This window comes from Oricola thermophila (genome assembly GCF_013358405.1).
Taxonomy (GTDB): Bacteria; Pseudomonadota; Alphaproteobacteria; order Rhizobiales; family Rhizobiaceae; genus Oricola; species Oricola thermophila.
The window spans coordinates 1,480,366-1,495,947 of the sequence record NZ_CP054836.1 but is presented as its reverse complement, the minus strand read 5'-3'; the positions used below and the strand labels follow the sequence as shown (position 1 = coordinate 1,495,947).

The 15,582-nt window shown below is 61.5% G+C and carries 15 protein-coding genes; all 15 read left to right on the top strand.

What is annotated here, in order from left to right; genetic code table 11:
- The first annotated feature begins 8 nt into the window (after positions 1–8).
- Positions 9–638, top strand: a complete 630-nt coding sequence (locus tag HTY61_RS19675; protein WP_175276162.1) for a transposase — start codon at positions 9–11, stop codon at positions 636–638.
- Positions 639–911: 273 nt separating this feature from the next.
- Positions 912–1,547, top strand: a complete 636-nt coding sequence (locus tag HTY61_RS07255; RefSeq protein ID WP_175276161.1) for a helix-turn-helix domain-containing protein — start codon at positions 912–914, stop codon at positions 1,545–1,547.
- A 15-nt stretch (positions 1,548–1,562) separates the two neighbouring features.
- Positions 1,563–3,155 (top strand): ABC transporter substrate-binding protein, encoded by a 1,593-nt coding sequence (locus HTY61_RS07250; RefSeq protein ID WP_175276160.1) that lies wholly within the window; start codon positions 1,563–1,565, stop codon positions 3,153–3,155.
- A 60-nt stretch (positions 3,156–3,215) separates the two neighbouring features.
- On the top strand, positions 3,216–4,241 hold the full coding sequence (locus tag HTY61_RS07245; protein ID WP_175276159.1) for an ABC transporter permease: 1,026 nt from the start codon (positions 3,216–3,218) through the stop codon (positions 4,239–4,241).
- Positions 4,238–5,071: an ABC transporter permease gene (locus HTY61_RS07240; protein WP_175276158.1), complete on the top strand. Its 834-nt coding sequence runs from the start codon at positions 4,238–4,240 to the stop codon at positions 5,069–5,071. The genes HTY61_RS07245 and HTY61_RS07240 overlap by 4 nt, the downstream gene beginning before the upstream one ends.
- Complete coding sequence (locus tag HTY61_RS07235) at positions 5,068–5,958, top strand: ABC transporter ATP-binding protein (protein ID WP_175276157.1); 891 nt, start codon at positions 5,068–5,070, stop codon at positions 5,956–5,958. Before HTY61_RS07240 ends, HTY61_RS07235 begins: the two co-directional genes overlap by 4 nt.
- Positions 5,955–6,779, top strand: a complete 825-nt coding sequence (locus HTY61_RS07230) for an ABC transporter ATP-binding protein (RefSeq protein ID WP_175276156.1) — start codon at positions 5,955–5,957, stop codon at positions 6,777–6,779. The genes HTY61_RS07235 and HTY61_RS07230 overlap by 4 nt, the downstream gene beginning before the upstream one ends.
- The gene (locus HTY61_RS07225) at positions 6,766–7,269 is read left to right on the top strand and encodes a GAF domain-containing protein (protein ID WP_197945373.1); all 504 of its coding nucleotides are present in this window, start codon (positions 6,766–6,768) and stop codon (positions 7,267–7,269) included. Before HTY61_RS07230 ends, HTY61_RS07225 begins: the two co-directional genes overlap by 14 nt.
- Complete coding sequence (locus HTY61_RS07220; protein ID WP_175276155.1) at positions 7,269–9,344, top strand: hydantoinase/oxoprolinase family protein; 2,076 nt, start codon at positions 7,269–7,271, stop codon at positions 9,342–9,344. The genes HTY61_RS07225 and HTY61_RS07220 overlap by 1 nt, the downstream gene beginning before the upstream one ends.
- A gap of 10 nt (positions 9,345–9,354) precedes the next feature.
- Positions 9,355–11,019: a hydantoinase B/oxoprolinase family protein gene (locus tag HTY61_RS07215; RefSeq protein ID WP_175276154.1), complete on the top strand. Its 1,665-nt coding sequence runs from the start codon at positions 9,355–9,357 to the stop codon at positions 11,017–11,019.
- 53 nt (positions 11,020–11,072) lie between these two features.
- The gene (locus HTY61_RS07210; RefSeq protein WP_175276153.1) at positions 11,073–11,675 is read left to right on the top strand and encodes an aspartate/glutamate racemase family protein; all 603 of its coding nucleotides are present in this window, start codon (positions 11,073–11,075) and stop codon (positions 11,673–11,675) included.
- A 16-nt stretch (positions 11,676–11,691) separates the two neighbouring features.
- Positions 11,692–12,789 carry a M24 family metallopeptidase gene (locus tag HTY61_RS07205; protein ID WP_175276152.1) on the top strand — a complete coding sequence of 366 codons (1,098 nt, stop codon included), beginning with the start codon at positions 11,692–11,694 and terminating at the stop codon, positions 12,787–12,789.
- A gap of 36 nt (positions 12,790–12,825) precedes the next feature.
- Positions 12,826–13,554: an alcohol dehydrogenase catalytic domain-containing protein gene (locus HTY61_RS07200; RefSeq protein ID WP_175276151.1), complete on the top strand. Its 729-nt coding sequence runs from the start codon at positions 12,826–12,828 to the stop codon at positions 13,552–13,554.
- A 24-nt stretch (positions 13,555–13,578) separates the two neighbouring features.
- A complete protein-coding gene (locus HTY61_RS07195; RefSeq protein ID WP_175276150.1) occupies positions 13,579–13,755 on the top strand; it encodes a hypothetical protein in 177 nt (58 codons plus the stop codon).
- Positions 13,756–13,856: 101 nt separating this feature from the next.
- Positions 13,857–15,434, top strand: a complete 1,578-nt coding sequence (locus HTY61_RS07190; protein ID WP_175276149.1) for a hydantoinase B/oxoprolinase family protein — start codon at positions 13,857–13,859, stop codon at positions 15,432–15,434.
- Positions 15,435–15,582: the final 148 nt, after the last annotated feature.

Here is a 15,582-nt window from a genome sequence, read left to right as displayed (position 1 = left end):
TTCCTTTCTTGAATACCGACATCCTACACAGACATCGGCGGGAGGGGCGGGCCGTCCATAAAGGGGGGCAGAAGAACCAGGCACTCGGCCGCTCGCGCGGCGGGTTCCCGACGAAAATCCATCTGAAAACAGACTTCGAGGGCCATCCGATCGCTTTCGACGTGACCGGTGGCGAGAAGGCCGACGCGCCCCACTTCCCCGTCCTGCTTGCGCTCGGTCCCGATGTCGAACCACGCGCGGTGGTGGGCGACAAGGGATATGCCAGCAGGGCCAACCGGCAGGCTGCACGCCGCTGTGGCGCAATTGCCGTGATCCCGCACAAGCCCAATGAAAAGAGAAAGCCAGCACGCTTCGCAAACACAATCTACAAGGCGCGCGCCCGCATCGAGCAGGCCGTCGGCACGTTCAGGCGTCTCAAGCGGATGTTACACGCTGCGAAAAAACCAGACGGAACTTCGCGTCTATCGTCGCCCTCGCCACGGCATTCATCTTGGTCAAATACGTCCGCACGGCCTAGGAAGCGTCGGGTAGCATATCAATTCCTGTGCAACAACCTGTGCAACACGAGGTGCACCAAAATGCCGGAAAACCGGCATTTATTTCGGCTATTCGAATCCCCAGCTTCTCCGCCATACTGAGTCCAAAGCCGGATTTTCGCGAGATGTGATGCCGATTCGTGGAGGTGAAGCCAGTCTGCCAAGGAGAGCGTCTTGGCTGGGTTTAGACGTGCGGCGTCACACTGAGCCATACTGTCGTGACGGCGTAGCTTGGACAAAACGGGCAATGGAAAGCTCTTCGCAATTCAGTTCGCCAAGGATCCGGTTCCTGCTATTGACTCCATTTTTTAGCTCTGCTTAAAATTTAGTCCTGCTAAAAATGTGAGCGGTTTTATGGGTCCTACGTCTTTATCCATGGTCGAGCTCTCTGGCGGGCTGCTGCCGTTGGGAAGGAAGCTTCGTCAGCGGAGACTTGAGTTGGGATTGACGTTAAAACAGGTCGCGCAAGGGGCAGGGCTGTCGGTAGGGTTTATCTCCCAAATTGAGCGCGGAATTGCCACACCGTCTTTATCATCTCTTGTATCGGTTGCCCGTGTGCTCGGCTCCGATATTGGAGAGTTTCTTTCCCAACCAAAGGTCGAAGTGCCGATAACTCGGCGCAATGAGCGTCCGAAATACTCAATTCACGGTAATCCGCTGTCATATGAGCGCTTGTCGGCATCCTTTCCAGGAACTGTGTTGCGCTCAGTGATCATTCACGAGCCGCCGGGGCACCGCAGTGAGCCCATTTCGCATGAGGGTGAGGAGTTGTTCTACGTGCTTGACGGGGCCATCACCGTCGAAGTTGACGGTGAACGGACCGTCCTAGAAGCAGGCGACTCACTTCATTTCCCGTCTACAAAGATTCATTCGTCGTGGAACCATTCTACTCGTCCGGCGACCATACTCTGGGTTGGCACAATGGACGTGTTTGGTGACGATCCAGGCGAAGAGCAGCGCGTCGAAAGTGGCGCTAGGCACCGCAGCGACAACAATATGTCCAATGGCTAAACAGAGGTGTGAACGATGAAACGGTACAAGCTTCCGATCGCGGCGGCCCTGCTTGCTGCTACCGCACTTGCCGGCACTCCCGCAGCGGCGGACACGGTGCTGCGTCTGGACGAGGTCGCTGTCGGCGAGCTCGATCCCGCCAAGGCAACCGACTACGCCGATTCTATTCTGATGTTTAATGTCTACGACACGCTCGTCCTGCCGGTGCAGGGAGGCCCCGGCTACACGCCGCATCTCGCCGAGAGCTGGGTGGCCGACGGTACCGACTTCATCTTTAAGCTGCGTGACGACGTGAAGTTCCAGAGCGGCAATCCGCTGACCGCCGAGGACGTCGTCTTTTCGTTCGATCGCATGAAGGCGCTCGGCCAAGGGCTCTCCTTCATCTTCAGCAATGTCGAGAGCGCCGAGGCGATCGATGAACACACGGTGCGTTTCAACTTGAACGAGCCCTATTCGCCCTTCATCGCCTCGCTGGTGCGCCTGCCCATCGTCGACAAGAAGCTAGTGATGGAAAACCTCGGCGAAGGAGAGGGCGAAATGAAGGACTGGGGCCAGGCCTTTCTCTCGACCAACTCCGCCGGGACCGGGGCCTACAAGGTTTTCTCCCACAATCCGCAGGAAGAGACTGTGATGGAGAAATACGAGGGCTATTTTCTGGGCATTCCCGAACTTGCGCCCGACCAAGTGCGTCTGCGGTATGGCTTGGAGGCTGCCACCGTTCGTACGCTCATAGCCCAAGGCGAACACGACATTTCCTCGCAATGGCTTCCGCCGGAAGTGCTGAAGTCGCTGGCGGCTGATGGTGCGCAGCTCCTCACCGAGAGAGGTGGTGGCGCATTCTATATCAAGATGAACACTCAGAAGCCGCCGCTCGATGATGTGAACTGCCGCTTGGCGCTTGTCAACGCCTACGACTACGCCGCCGGTATTTCCATGGTGTCGATTACCGACGATGTCGCCCAAGGCAGTGCTTCTACCGGTGCGATTCCGGTTGGCATGTTTGGCGCCAACCCGGCTGGCGAAACGCTGTCGCGCAACATCGAGGAGGCCAAGCGCTATCTATCCGAGTGTAGGTATGATCCGGCCGATTTCACGCTTGAAATCTCATGGATAGGCGAAGTACCGATAGAGGAGCGTTACGCCCTTCTTATGCAAGCTAACTTCTCGGAAATTGGCATCAAGTCCGAGATCAAAAAAGTGCCATGGGCGCTATTCACCGAGCAGGTCACGAAGCCGGAAAATACACCGCACATTAGCCAGATCTTCGCTAATGCGGTGACTGGTGACCCCGATACACTGCTTTACCCGATGTATCATTCATCGGCTGCAGGCACTTGGCAGTCGCCGGAATATCTGGACGACGAAAAGGTTGATGCTGCGCTTGAAAAGGGCCGCACCGCCACCGATCCCGCGGATCGTGAAGCTGCTTACAGTGATCTCAACGACCGTCTAATGGAAATTGCTCCCACCATATACGCCTATGATCGGCAGTCCGTTTTCGCCGCGTCGAACCGCGTGAAGGTGCCGGCCCTCTCCGACCCGAACAAGGCCTTCGGCCTCGACGGGATGGGTTTTACCTTCCGGCTCATGGAGATGACCGGAGAGTGATCCGATAGATATGGGCTGGCCGGGGTAAGGTCGGCCAGTCTTCTGATGGGAATAGAAACGATGTCGCCTGTTGTCCGCCTCATTGCGAAGCGGCTGGGGGTCTCGCTGATCGTGCTGATCGGCGTCTCTATGCTGATATTTGCCATTGCCCGGGTCATACCCGGCGATCCCGCGCGCATTGCGCTGGGGCCTAGCGCGACTGCTGAGCAGGTGAGGGCGCTGCGCGAGAGATTGAATCTCGATGAGCCCTTGCCGGTACAGTACAGTCGTTTCATCGCCGACCTCGCACGGGGCGATCTTGGTATTTCACTGTACACAAATCGGCCAGTGACACGGGACATCGTCCAGTTCCTGCCCGCTACGCTGGAACTCATCCTCGTCGCGGGCATTATGATGGTCCTGATAGGGTTGCCGTTGGGGGTCATTTCGGCGCGCTATCGCAACACTTGGATCGACGGCACTGTACGGGTGGTGTCGTTACTTGGCGTGTCGGCGCCCAGTTTTGTCTGGGCAGTGATCCTGATGCTACTCTTCGCCTTCTTTCTGCCTATTTTTCCGATCGCAGGACGCATTGCCGACAGTTTCACCGTGCCGGCGGTCACTGGCTTCCTCCTGATTGACACGTTGCTTGCCGGTGATGTCCGCGCCTTTGGCAACGCTGCATGGCACCTCGTTCTACCGGCGTTTGCTCTCGCGCTCTCGGGTATCGGCCAGGCTGCCAGGCTCACGCGTTCCAATATGATCGAGACCTATGGCCGTCCCTACATCGAGATGGCGCGTTCCTACGGCTTCCCCGAAAGACGGATTGCAAGCCGTTATGCCTTCCGTCCGTCCATGATCCCTTCGCTTACCGTGATCGGTCTCGACTTCGCGGCGATGCTTGGCAATGCGTTCTTGGTCGAAGCCGTGTTCGCGTGGCCCGGCCTGTCACGCTACGGCGTCGCCGTGATCCTGAGAAAGGATCTCAACGCGATCGTCGGTACGGTGCTGGTCATATCGGCGATGTTTCTGATCGTGAACATCATCGTCGATCTGCTGATCGCCTTCATCAATCCACGCATCCGCCTGTCACAGAGGGGCATATGAAGCGCACACTTGCGATCCTTGTCGGCAACCCGCTCTCGGCCCTTGGAGTGATCCTGGTGGCAGCGGTCGTGCTGGCGGCCATATTCGCCGACTTAATCGCACCGTTTCCGGAGCATCGCGGGGCGGTTGTCGACTTCGCGAACTTCAACCAGCCGCCGAGCTGGCAGAACATTTTCGGCACCGATCTCGTCGGTCGCGACCTCTTCAGCCGGGTGATCTTCGCCTATCGCATCTCGCTCATCCTCGGTGTCGTCGTGCTCGTTATCGCCGTTCCCGTCGGTGTCACGGTCGGACTGGTGGCCGGCTATCTCGGCGGCTGGACCGAGACGGTACTGATGCGCGTCACCGACGTGTTCCTGTCCATCCCGCCGCTGGTGCTGGCGATGTCGATGATGGGTCTTCTGGAACCCACGCTCACCAACGGCATGCTCGCTGTCACGGTCATGTGGTGGCCCTGGTACACGCGGCTCGTCTACAACATCACCCGATCGGAGAAGGAAGAGGGATACGTGCTCGCCGCCGAGGTGATCGGCGCCTCGAAGCTGCACGTGATCTTCCGCGAGATCCTGCCCAATTGTGTGCCGGCGGTGATCACGAAGATGACGCTCGACCTAGGCTTCGTCATCCTCATCGCGTCGTCGCTCTCTTTCCTCGGTCTCGGCGTTCAGCCGCCGACGCCCGACTTGGGGTCCATGGTTGCCGACGGCGCCAAGTACCTGCCCGATTCCTGGTGGCTGACCGTGTTCCCCGGCCTGGCGATCCTGGTTGCGGTGTTCGGCTTCAACCTCTTGGGTGATGCTCTGCGCGAGATACTGGGGGTGGAGCAATGAGCGAGCCGACCCTGCTCGTCCGTGACTTGCATCTCTTCTTCAAGGGCTATTCCGGCCTCGTGGAGGTGCTGCACGGCATCTCGCTGCACATCAACCGGGGCGAGCGGGTTGCGCTGGTCGGAGAGTCCGGCTCAGGCAAGTCGGTGACCGCGCGCATCATCCTCGGCCTTCTCCAGATGACTTCGACAGCCCGCATCCGCGGACAGGTGGTCTTCGAGGGATTGGATTTTGCGACGCTGTCGCCCAGCCAGCATCGCAGTCTGCGCGGAACGCGGATGTCCATGGTCTTCCAGGACCCGACGTCCTCGCTCAACCCGGTCTATCCCATTTCCGAGCAGTTTCACGAGGTGCTGAAACGCGGGATGCCGGGGATCACGCGGGCGGACGCCGACCGGCGCGCTGCTGGCCTCCTTTCCGACTGCTCGATCGCCGACCCGGAGCGCGTGCTTGCGAGCTACACCTTCCAGCTGTCGGGCGGGATGAATCAGCGCGTCATGATCGCGATGGCGCTCGCCAACGAGCCGTCGCTGTTGATCGCCGACGAGCCAGGCACCGCGCTCGACGTGACGGTGCAGGCGCAGACGCTCAGGCTGATGCGGGAACTGTCCGTGCAGCACAACACGGCGGTGCTGTTCATCTCGCACAATCTCGGCGTCGTGCGCGAATTCGCTGATCGTGTCTATGTCATCTACAAGGGCCGCATCGTCGAGCACGGCCGCACGGCCGATCTCTTCGACGATCCTCGCCATCCCTACACGCGCGCCCTCATGCGAGCCATTCCGCGCATCACCGGCGGCGGAATCCCGCAAATCGAGGATGCCTCCGAGAGCTATCTCGCGCCGCTCGTCGTGCACGAGGGCTGCGGCGAGCCGGGAGGCCCGGCATGAGCGCACCACTGCTTTCGCTCCGGGACGTCTCCAAGGTCTTCTGGCTCGGCGAACGCGAGGTCGTCGCGGTCGACGGCGTCTCGTTCGACGTGTCCGAGGGAGAGTGCCTGGCAATCGTGGGCGAGTCCGGTTCCGGCAAGTCTACGATTGCCAACATGCTCCTCGGTATCCTCCCGCCATCGAGCGGCACTATCGCTCTGCGCGGCGAGCCGCTGCCCGAGCACCGCACGCTGGCGCACCGCAGGGCTATCCAGCTTGTACAGCAGAACCCGCTTTCCTCGCTCAACCCCAAGCGCAGCATAGGCGCCTCGCTTAGGCTGCCGCTCGACGTTCATGGCATCGGGACGAGGTCGGAACGCAGGAAACGAGTCGAGGCGCTGCTCGAGGAGGTCCACCTGCCCGCCGAATACAGCTCGCGATCTCCCGCAGCTCTGTCCGGCGGCCAGCGGCAGCGCGTGGCCATTGCCCGTGCGCTCGCCAGCGAATCCGAGCTGGTTGTGCTCGACGAACCAACCTCCGCACTCGACGTACTGGTCCAGGCCCGCATCCTGAGGCTGCTCAAGGCGCTGCAGAAACGGCGCGGGCTGACATACGTCTTCATCACGCACGACCTTTCTGTCGTCCGTAACATAGCCGACCGGGTTGCTGTGATCGAGAAGGGCCGCTTGGTCGAACTGGGGCCGGTTGAGGCCATCTTCACCAACCCCACCGCCCCCTACACCCGCAGGCTCATCGCCGCTGTCCCCGTCATCACCGACGAAGAACAGGCGCTCAAGGACGGCCTCATAAAGAAGGAGGAATGGAACGTTGAACCTGACTGATTTCGCACCTCTCGTCGAGGCCGTTGCATCGGAGGGCCAGCCCATGGCGGCCTTCGATGCGATGTGGCGGCTTGCCAGCGGGACCGTCGGGGCGAAGCTCTTCACCTTGATGAGCTTCGACCGTGAGTTGGGCGTGGCCCAGCGCTTCTATTCCAACATGCCGGAGGCCTATCCGGTCTCGGGCACAAAGCCGATGAACAGGACGAGCTGGGCACGGCACGTGCTGGAAGAGCAGCGCGTGTTCATCGCCAATGACATCAAGGGCATCGCCGAGGTCTTCTACGACCACGAGCTAATCCGCTCGCTCGGCTGTGAATCGGTGATGAACATTCCCGTGGTCATCGGCGGCGTGGTCGTCGGGACGATTAACTGCCTGCACGAGGCAGGCCATTACACCGATGACAAGGTGAGCATGGCCGAGCAGCTCAAGTTGCCGGGCGTGGTCTGCTTTCTGCTCAGGGAACGCAACCAATTGATGGGAGTCGCATGATGGCAAACAAGACGATACGCGTGGCGACCGATGTCGGCGGTACATTCACGGATCTGGTGGCATTCGAGATGGCGGGGGACGGTGGCGTTCCGCGCATCGTCACCGCCAAGTCGGACACGACGCCGCCGAATTTCGAGGAAGGCGTCCTCAAGGTTTTGGAGAAGGGCGGCATAGATCCGGCCTCGGTCGATTTCCTCGCGCACGGCACCACGGTGGTCATTAATGCGCTGACGGAGCGCAAGGGCGTAAAGGTGGGGCTCATCACCACTGAGGGCTTCCGCGACACGCTGGAAATCGCGCGCGGCAACCGGCCGGACTTCTTCAACTTACATTACGAGAAGCCGAAACCGTTTGTTCCGCGCTACCTGCGTCGCGAGCTTCCGGGGCGCATGAACTATAAGGGCGAGGAGACGGCGCCGCTCGACCTGTCTGGCCTGAAGGCCATTCTCGACGACTTCAGGGCCGACGGCGTGGAAGCGATCGCGGTTTGCTTCCTGCATTCCTATGCTAATCCAAGCCACGAGCAGGCGGCGCTGGCCGAGATCCGCAACCAGTGGCCTGACGTTTCCGCGGTCGCTTCGCACCAGATCACGCGCGAGTGGCGCGAATACGAGCGCACCAGCACTGCAGTTCTCTCTGCCTATGTCCAGCCAATCGCCGAGCGCTACCTGTCGCGGCTTGCGGCCGGTCTCAGGGACAAGGGCTTCTCCAGGAGCCCCTACATCATGCAGTCCAACTGCGGCGTGGACTCGCTGGAGGCGGTTTCCAATATCCCGGTCACTATGGTCGAGTCCGGGCCTGCCTCCGGATTCTGGGGAGCAGCCGAACTCGGAAAGCTGATCGGCGAGCCGAACGTGTTGGCGCTTGACATCGGCGGTACCACGGCAAAGTGCTCGCTGATCGAGGACGGCCAGGTCAAGATTATGACCGACTACTGGATCGAGCGTGACCGCACCACGGCCGGTTACCCGATCATGGTGCCGGTCGTCGATCTGGTGGAGATCGGCAATGGCGGCGGCTCGATTGCCTGGGTCGACGATTTCGGCAAGTTACATGTCGGTCCGCAATCGGCCGGCGCGATGCCCGGGCCAGCAGCCTATGGACGCGGCGGCACGGAAGCCACGACCACCGACGCCAACCTCCTGCTGGGCCGCATCAACCGCGACTACTTCTGTGGCGGCGATGTGACCGCCGACATGGCGGCCGCCGAGAAGGCGATCGCGGCGGTGGGCGAGAAGCTCGGCGTCGATGCCGACGAGGCCGCACGCGGCATCGTCCGCATCGCTAACAACAACATGGTTAATGCGCTCAAGCTGGTATCGCTCAACCGCGGGCACGATCCGCGCGAATTCACGCTGGTCGCCTTCGGTGGCGGCGGCGCGATGCACGCGGTCGCGCTTGCGGGAGAGCTTGGTGTGAAGAAGGTGGTGATTCCGGCGGCCGCCTCGGTCTTCTCGGCCTGGGGCATGATGATGTCGGACCTGCGTCGCGACTTCTTCATCACGCGGCTCGCGGACCTGAAGCCCGGCGCCGCGGAAGGCATCGAGGCCGTGTTTGCCGAGGCCGAGGACCGTGCCCGCAAGCAGTTCGAGGCCGAGGGCATCCCCGCGGACAAGATCAGGTTCCTGCGTCACGGCAAGTTCCGCTACCAGAACCAGGAGCACACGACCGAGGTCCTGCTCGAACCCGGCCGGATCACCGACGACCGCCTCTCGGCGATCGAGCAGTCGTTTCACGAGACCTATGAGCGTGAGTACACCTACCGGCTCGACGCGCCGGTGGAGATGGTTGGCATTCATCTCGTTGCCTCGGCCGAGGTCGGCAAGCTGCAGATGACCGAACGCGAGCCCACCGGCGCGGACGCCGACAAGGCCCTGAAGGGCACCCGCAAGGTCGACTACGCGCTCGACGGCATCCACGAAGCCGCGATCTACGACGGCGAGAAGCTGGAACCGGGAATGATCTTCTCCGGCCCGGCCATCGTCGAGGATCCGGGAACCACCGTGGTCATCCATCCCGGCAACCGGGTGAAGGTCGACGGGTACGGCAACATCCACATCGAGCTGCGAGATTGAGGTGCGAGAGATGGGACAGGCAAGCTACGACCCGATTACCTTGGAAATCATCCAAAACTCGCTGCAGGCGACGGCTGACGAGATGTTCGCCGCCATGCGCAAGGCGGCAATGAGCTCGATCATCTACGAGGTGCTCGACATGGGCACCGGCATCATGAATGCGAACGGCGAGCTCGCCAGTTCTGGCGCGGGCATTCCGGCCTTCATCGGCGTTCTCGACAAGGCGGTGAAGGTGATTGTCGAGAAGTTTGATAAGCCCGGCGTCATCGAGCCCGGCGACGTCTTTATCACCAACGATCCGTATCATGGCGGTGTCACCCATCTGAACGACATCGTCGTCGCCATGCCGGTGTTCGCAGGTGGGCGCATTATCGCTTGGACGGCCAACATCGCTCACAATTCCGATATTGGCGGCATGGCGCCGGGGTCGCTTTCCGGGGATGCGACGGAAATCTGGCAGGAGGGACTGCGCCTTCCGGCCGTCAAGATGATCTCGAAGGGCGAGCCGATCAAGCCCGTCTTCGACATCATGAAGGTCAACTCGCGCATGCCGGACTTCCTGGAGGGCGACATCTGGGCGGCGATCGCCTCGGTGCGCATCGGCGCCAAGCGGCTGACAGACCTAGCCGAGAAGTACGGTGTCGAGACCTTCGAGCGGGCCATGGAGTCGTTCATGGACTTCGGCGAGCAGGTTTCGCTCGCAGAGCTGGCAAAGCTGCCGCACGGGACCTTCGAGCTTTCGGAAGAGCAGGACGACGGGCGCGTCTACAACGTCAAGATCACCATCTCCGACCACGAGTTCGTGGTCGATCTCACGGACAATCCCGACCAGGACAACGGCCCGACCAATACCAGCCGCGATGGCGCGATGGTCTGCGCCCAGATGATCTTCAAGTCGCTAACCGATCCCTACTCGCCCTGCAACGAAGGCTCGTTTCGGCCGATCCGCCTGAAAACTCGTGAAGGCTCGGTCTTCCATGCCCGGGAACCCTCGCCCATCGGCTTCTATTTCGAGACCGAGGTGCGGGTCTACGACCTTATGTGGCGCTGCCTTGCCCGGCATGTGCCCGAGCGGCTGGCTGCCGGGCACTTCTCCTCGATCTGCGGCACCTTCATCGGGGGTACGCATCCCGATACCGGCCGCCACTACACCATCATCGAGCCGCAGGTCGGCGGTTGGGGCGCAAGCTATGGCCGCGATGGCAACAGCGCGATCTTTTCCGGTTTCCATGGCGAGACCTTCAACACGCCCGCGGAGATCTCGGAGGCACGTAACGGCCTTATCGTTGATCGCATGGAGCTCAACACAGCACCCGGCGGCGAGGGAAAATGGACCGGCGGCTACGGTATCCGGCTCGACTATCGAATCCGCGTGGACGGCTCCTTCCTTACGGCCGGTTACACCCGCTCGCGCATCCTGCCTTGGTCTCTCGATGGCGGGCTGGAGGGAACGCCTAATTACGTCGAGGTGCTGCGCCGTGAAGGAGGTAGCGAGCGCTACTCCTTCGTCTCCGGCCTGACGGTGAACAAGGATGACGTGATCCGCGTCGTCACCGGTGTTGGCGGCGGCGTGGGCAATCCGAAGGAGCGTGATCCCGAGGCAGTGAGGGAAGATGTGCGCAACGGATACATTACGCCCGAGCGCGCGCGGGAGGTCTACGGATTCACCGGATGATGTGCCGGCAACGAGAGGTGAAAGGCAGATGAACGAGCACCCCCCTGAAGGTGATGTATCCGAGCCCGATCGTCGGCACCGCCGCCCATGATGACATGTTTGCCGACATGGCCCGCGAGCACAAGCTCGCTTGCACCGAGGTCCACGTTACGTCGCTGTTCGAGACCGAAGGCCGAATCGTCGGACGGCACAAGTGGGTAAACCAGATGCATTTCACCGTTTGCGAGCATGGCCTTGAACACCGGCTGCCGGGCTTCTATCACGTCGAGCTGGGCGTCACGGAGTTTCAGCAGGACTATACCGAGACGGATTGCCGGCTCCTGGAGACGGGCCCCAAGGCCGTAGAAGACGACTTTGCCGAGGCGCTCATCTTTGGCTGCACGATGGAAGTCGGGTTCTACCGCGACGTGGAAAGGCGCCTTGGCGTGCCCGTGATTGCGCCGTCCATCGCCGCGCTGAAACGGATCGAGTACGGCGCCATCTTCAAGCGGCAATGCGCTTGGAAACCGAGCCGCATGTGGTCGTGCGTGTCCCCGTCCGAAGAAGAAATCGCGGGCATTGGCGCTTCGACGACGGCGAAGTTTTCGGCAATCGCATCATCGTCCCGGCCGAAGCGCCGGGACCTGCATGCCGGGTGGCGTGATCAGCAACAATAATCAGGAGAATAAGGACATGAGCGAGACAGCGGCGCGCTTGGCGGCATTGCGCGAGAGGATGCAGAAAAACAGAGTCGACCTGGTTGCACTCGGGCCGGGGTCGCACATGCAATGGCTGGTCGGCTTTCATCCCCATGCCGACGAGCGTCCTTGCCTCCTGTTGGTCTCGTGCTCGGGCGAGTGCTTCTTGATGCCAGCACTCAACGCCGAGGGCTCGCGCGAAGAAACTGACATCGCCTTCCACACTTGGGCAGACGACGAGGGGCCCGACAAGGCACTGGCGGCTGCCCTTGGCTCGATCGGGGCGGGCAATGCCGACTGCGTGGTCGTTGACGAGACCATGCGGGCCGATTTCGCCCTGCTGCTGCTCGCCGCCCTGCCTGGCGCGAGGTATGCCTTCACCGACGACACGGTCGGCGCCCTGCGCATGCGCAAGGACGAGGGCGAGTTCGCGAGGCTGAGGGCGAGTGCTGCCGTGGCCGACCGCGCGATGCAGAAGGCGTTTGCGTCGATTTGCCCGGGTATGAGTGAGCGGGAACTTGCATCCATCGTCAGCGACCATTTCGCCTCCGAGAGTGCCTCGACGCTGTTCACCATCGTCGGCGGTGCTGGCAATGGCGCCTTTCCGCACCACCAGACCGGTGACAGGAAGTTTATCAAGGGCGATGCGGTGGTCATCGACATTGGCGCGCGCAAGGACGGCTTCCCGAGCGATATCACCCGCATGGTGGCCGTCGGCAGTCCGCCCGACGGATATGAAGAGGTGCACGCCATCGTCGAGCGGGCTGTCCAAGCGGCGATGAAGGCCGCCCGGCCGGGTGTGAAAGCGAAGGACGTCGACGCTGCCGCCCGCACAGTCATCGCCGATGCGGGCTACGGCGAGTACTTCGTCCACCGTACCGGCCACGGCTTGGGGATCGACGGTCACGAACCGCCCTACATTACGTCGACCTCGGAGACGGTGCTGGAGGAGGGAATGGTCTTCTCCATAGAACCCGGCATCTACCTTCCGGGGCGCTTCGGCATCAGGCTCGAGGACATTGTAATCCTCCGCGCCGACGGGCCGGAAATCTTCTCCGACCTTCCGCGCGACCTGCATATTGCGGGCGCTTGATCGGGACGCAGCCTATTGGTAGCGAGGAGAAAGCAGATGTCGCGCGCATGGCGCATACACGACTACTCGAGTTACAAGGGCTTTGTCCTCGAGGAAGAAACGCTCGTGGAACCGGGCGAGGGGGAAATCCGGCTGAAGGTCGAGGCATTCGCCCTCAACTGGGGCGACATGGACCTGATGAAGGATAACTACTCCTTCTCGTTCCGCAGCTTTCCTGCCTGGGTCGGAATTGAGGCGGCTAGCGTCATCGAAGCTGTGAGACTCGGCGTCGAGGGACTCTCGCCGGGCGAACGCGTCGCGACGCTGCCCTACTTCTACTACGACCGCGGGGCGAGTACGGAATCGCTGGTCACAAACCAGCGCTACATCGCAAAGGCGCCGCCGAATCTCTCGCCGGTGGAATGCGCCTCTATCTGGATGCGGTATCTGACCGCCTATTTTCCGCTGGCAGAGGTCTCCGGGGGGGGCAAGCAGCCATGTTCTCGTGACACCGGCGACCAGCACGACCGGCTCGCCCGCGAATTAGGCGCGACCATGATTGGTACCGCCCGCTTCAGGAGAAACACGGACTACCTGCACGGGATGGGCGCGGACCAAGTCATTGTGACCGGGCGCGACGATGGCGCGACCGCCATCGACAGGATTACGGGCAGAAAGGGCATCGGCGTCGCCTTCGATCCTGTCGGCGCCGGGCTGATCGACAAGTACGATACCGCACTCGCGCGCGATGCACGGATCGACTTCTATGGTACGCTCGACAGGTAATGGCCCACCCTGCCGTTCGTTGACATGTTCCAGAAGATCGCGGTCTTCCAACCCTACTCCGTCTTCGACTACGTCGAGGATCCCGCGATGTGCGAGCGCGGCAAGGCCTTTATCTACGACATGCTGGAACAGGGGCGCATTCGCCCGCAAATCGACCCGTCGATCCGACGGAGAAGAATGTCAAGGCGTGGGACTATCTGAGCCAGTCGCGCAAATCGCATGGCAAGGTCGTAGTCGAGACTGGTGTTTAATGGCGCGCAATTCTGCCAGCTAGTCCGTTATTGGAATCGAGGGAGATGATGATGACACAAACCCGCCCCGATGATCCGATCACCGCCTCGGTGATACAGGCAAGTCTGGTGGCTGCTGCCGACGAAATGTTTGCGGTGCTGAAGAAGACGGCAATGAGCCCGATCATCTACGAGGTTCTGGATGTCGGAACCGGAATCACCGACGGGCGCGGCGAATTGGTGAGTTCCGGCGCCGGGATCCCGACCTTCGTCGGTGTACTGGACAAGGCGGTGAAGCGCATTATTGAGCTGAACGGGATCGAGGCGATCCGGGACGGCGACCTGTTCATTACCAACGACCCCTATTACGGTGGCGTCACGCACCTCAACGACGTTGTCATTGCGCTTCCGGTGTTCGCGCGCGGCGAGCTCGTCGCCTGGACCGCGTCGATCGCCCACTGGAACGATGTTGGTGGCCGAACGCCGGGATCGATGGCTGTCGACGTTTCGGAGATATTCCAGGAAGGCCTGCGATTGCCCGCCGTGAGGCTCTTTGCCGGGGGCGAGCCGGTCGGGCCGGTCTTCGACATCATCGCCGCCAATTCCCGCCTGCCGGATTTCGTGCGCGGTGACCTGTGGGCGCAAGTCGCGGCGAGCCGCAAGGCCGAGGGCCGCGTCCGGCAGATTATCGAGACCTACGGTCTTGCGGCATTCCGCCATGCTCTCGCGATCCTGTTCGAGGAGGGTGAGCGGCGGGCCCGAGCCGGCCTTGCCGCGCTCCCCACCGGCACCTATGAAATCGAGGAGGAGCAAGATGACGGCGCGCTGTGGCACGCCGCGATCACCATTTCGGAAGACCGCTTCTCCGTCGATCTCACCGGCAACCCAAAACAGCGCGCCGAACCCTACAACACCAGCCGCGACGGCGCTGTCATCTCGGCGCAGATGATCTTCAAGGCGCTGACCGACCCGACGCTGTTTGCCAATGGCGGGTCCTTCCGTGTCCTTGAGGTTGTCACTGAGCCTGGCACGATCTTCCACGCCACCGGAACCGCGCCGCACGGCTACTATTTCGAGACGCGCATCCGGCTCTTCGACATGCTGTGGCGCTGCATGGCGCAGGTGGTGCCGGAACGCCTGCCTGCAGGCCATTTCGCCTCGATCTGCGGGACGGTGATTGCCGGCGAGCATCCTGACACCGGCCGCCGCTTCACCATGGTCGAGCCGCAGATGGGGGGGTGGGGCGCGACCGCCACTCGCGACGGGCTCGACGCCATGTACTCGGCTAGCCATGGCGAGACCTTCAATTGCCCTGTCGAGATCTGCGAGGCCCGTTACGGCATTGATGTTGGCTACAAGCGGTTAAACGCGACCGGCGAGGGCTGTGGCCTTCACAAAGGAGGTAGAGGGGTTCAGGTGAACTATCGTCCGCGCGGGCGCGTCTTGCTGTCTGCAGGTTACAGCAGAAATCGCGTTCCGGCTTGGGGGCTTGCAGACGGCGAGGCCGGCGGCAGAAACGTGTTATCGGTTTGCCGACGGGACGGCAGTCAGGAAGATTATGCGTTTGTCAGCGGTCTTGTGGTCGACCCCGGCGATGAAATTCTGATCCATACCGCCAATGGCGGGGGATGGGGCAAAGCCACGAATTAGTGCTGAAATGGAAGCCAATGAGTTTGTTGAGTGATCTGTGCAAATGGTCACGTCGCCATTTCTGAACAGGCCTGGTTCGAGGCCCTGGCTGGTGCGGGCACGATAGGGACTGTCAGGAATTTCGTGTTTGAGGCCATGATGATGGAAA

What these genes read in the sequence shown, in the direction of transcription:
- HTY61_RS07245 (WP_175276159.1), top strand. Translation starts at nt 3,216, where the DNA reads ATGTCGCCTGTTGTCCGCCTCATTGCGAAGCGGCTGGGGGTCTCGCTG.
- HTY61_RS07220 (WP_175276155.1), top strand. Translation starts at nt 7,269, where the DNA reads ATGGCAAACAAGACGATACGCGTGGCGACCGATGTCGGCGGTACATTC.
- HTY61_RS07230 (WP_175276156.1), top strand. Translation starts at nt 5,955, where the DNA reads ATGAGCGCACCACTGCTTTCGCTCCGGGACGTCTCCAAGGTCTTCTGG.
- HTY61_RS07195 (WP_175276150.1), top strand. Translation starts at nt 13,579, where the DNA reads ATGTTCCAGAAGATCGCGGTCTTCCAACCCTACTCCGTCTTCGACTAC.
- HTY61_RS07200 (WP_175276151.1), top strand. Translation starts at nt 12,826, where the DNA reads ATGTCGCGCGCATGGCGCATACACGACTACTCGAGTTACAAGGGCTTT.
- HTY61_RS07250 (WP_175276160.1), top strand. Translation starts at nt 1,563, where the DNA reads ATGAAACGGTACAAGCTTCCGATCGCGGCGGCCCTGCTTGCTGCTACC.
- HTY61_RS07235 (WP_175276157.1), top strand. Translation starts at nt 5,068, where the DNA reads ATGAGCGAGCCGACCCTGCTCGTCCGTGACTTGCATCTCTTCTTCAAG.
- HTY61_RS07255 (WP_175276161.1), top strand. Translation starts at nt 912, where the DNA reads ATGGTCGAGCTCTCTGGCGGGCTGCTGCCGTTGGGAAGGAAGCTTCGT.
- HTY61_RS07190 (WP_175276149.1), top strand. Translation starts at nt 13,857, where the DNA reads ATGACACAAACCCGCCCCGATGATCCGATCACCGCCTCGGTGATACAG.
- HTY61_RS07240 (WP_175276158.1), top strand. Translation starts at nt 4,238, where the DNA reads ATGAAGCGCACACTTGCGATCCTTGTCGGCAACCCGCTCTCGGCCCTT.
- HTY61_RS07205 (WP_175276152.1), top strand. Translation starts at nt 11,692, where the DNA reads ATGAGCGAGACAGCGGCGCGCTTGGCGGCATTGCGCGAGAGGATGCAG.
- HTY61_RS07210 (WP_175276153.1), top strand. Translation starts at nt 11,073, where the DNA reads ATGTATCCGAGCCCGATCGTCGGCACCGCCGCCCATGATGACATGTTT.
- HTY61_RS07215 (WP_175276154.1), top strand. Translation starts at nt 9,355, where the DNA reads ATGGGACAGGCAAGCTACGACCCGATTACCTTGGAAATCATCCAAAAC.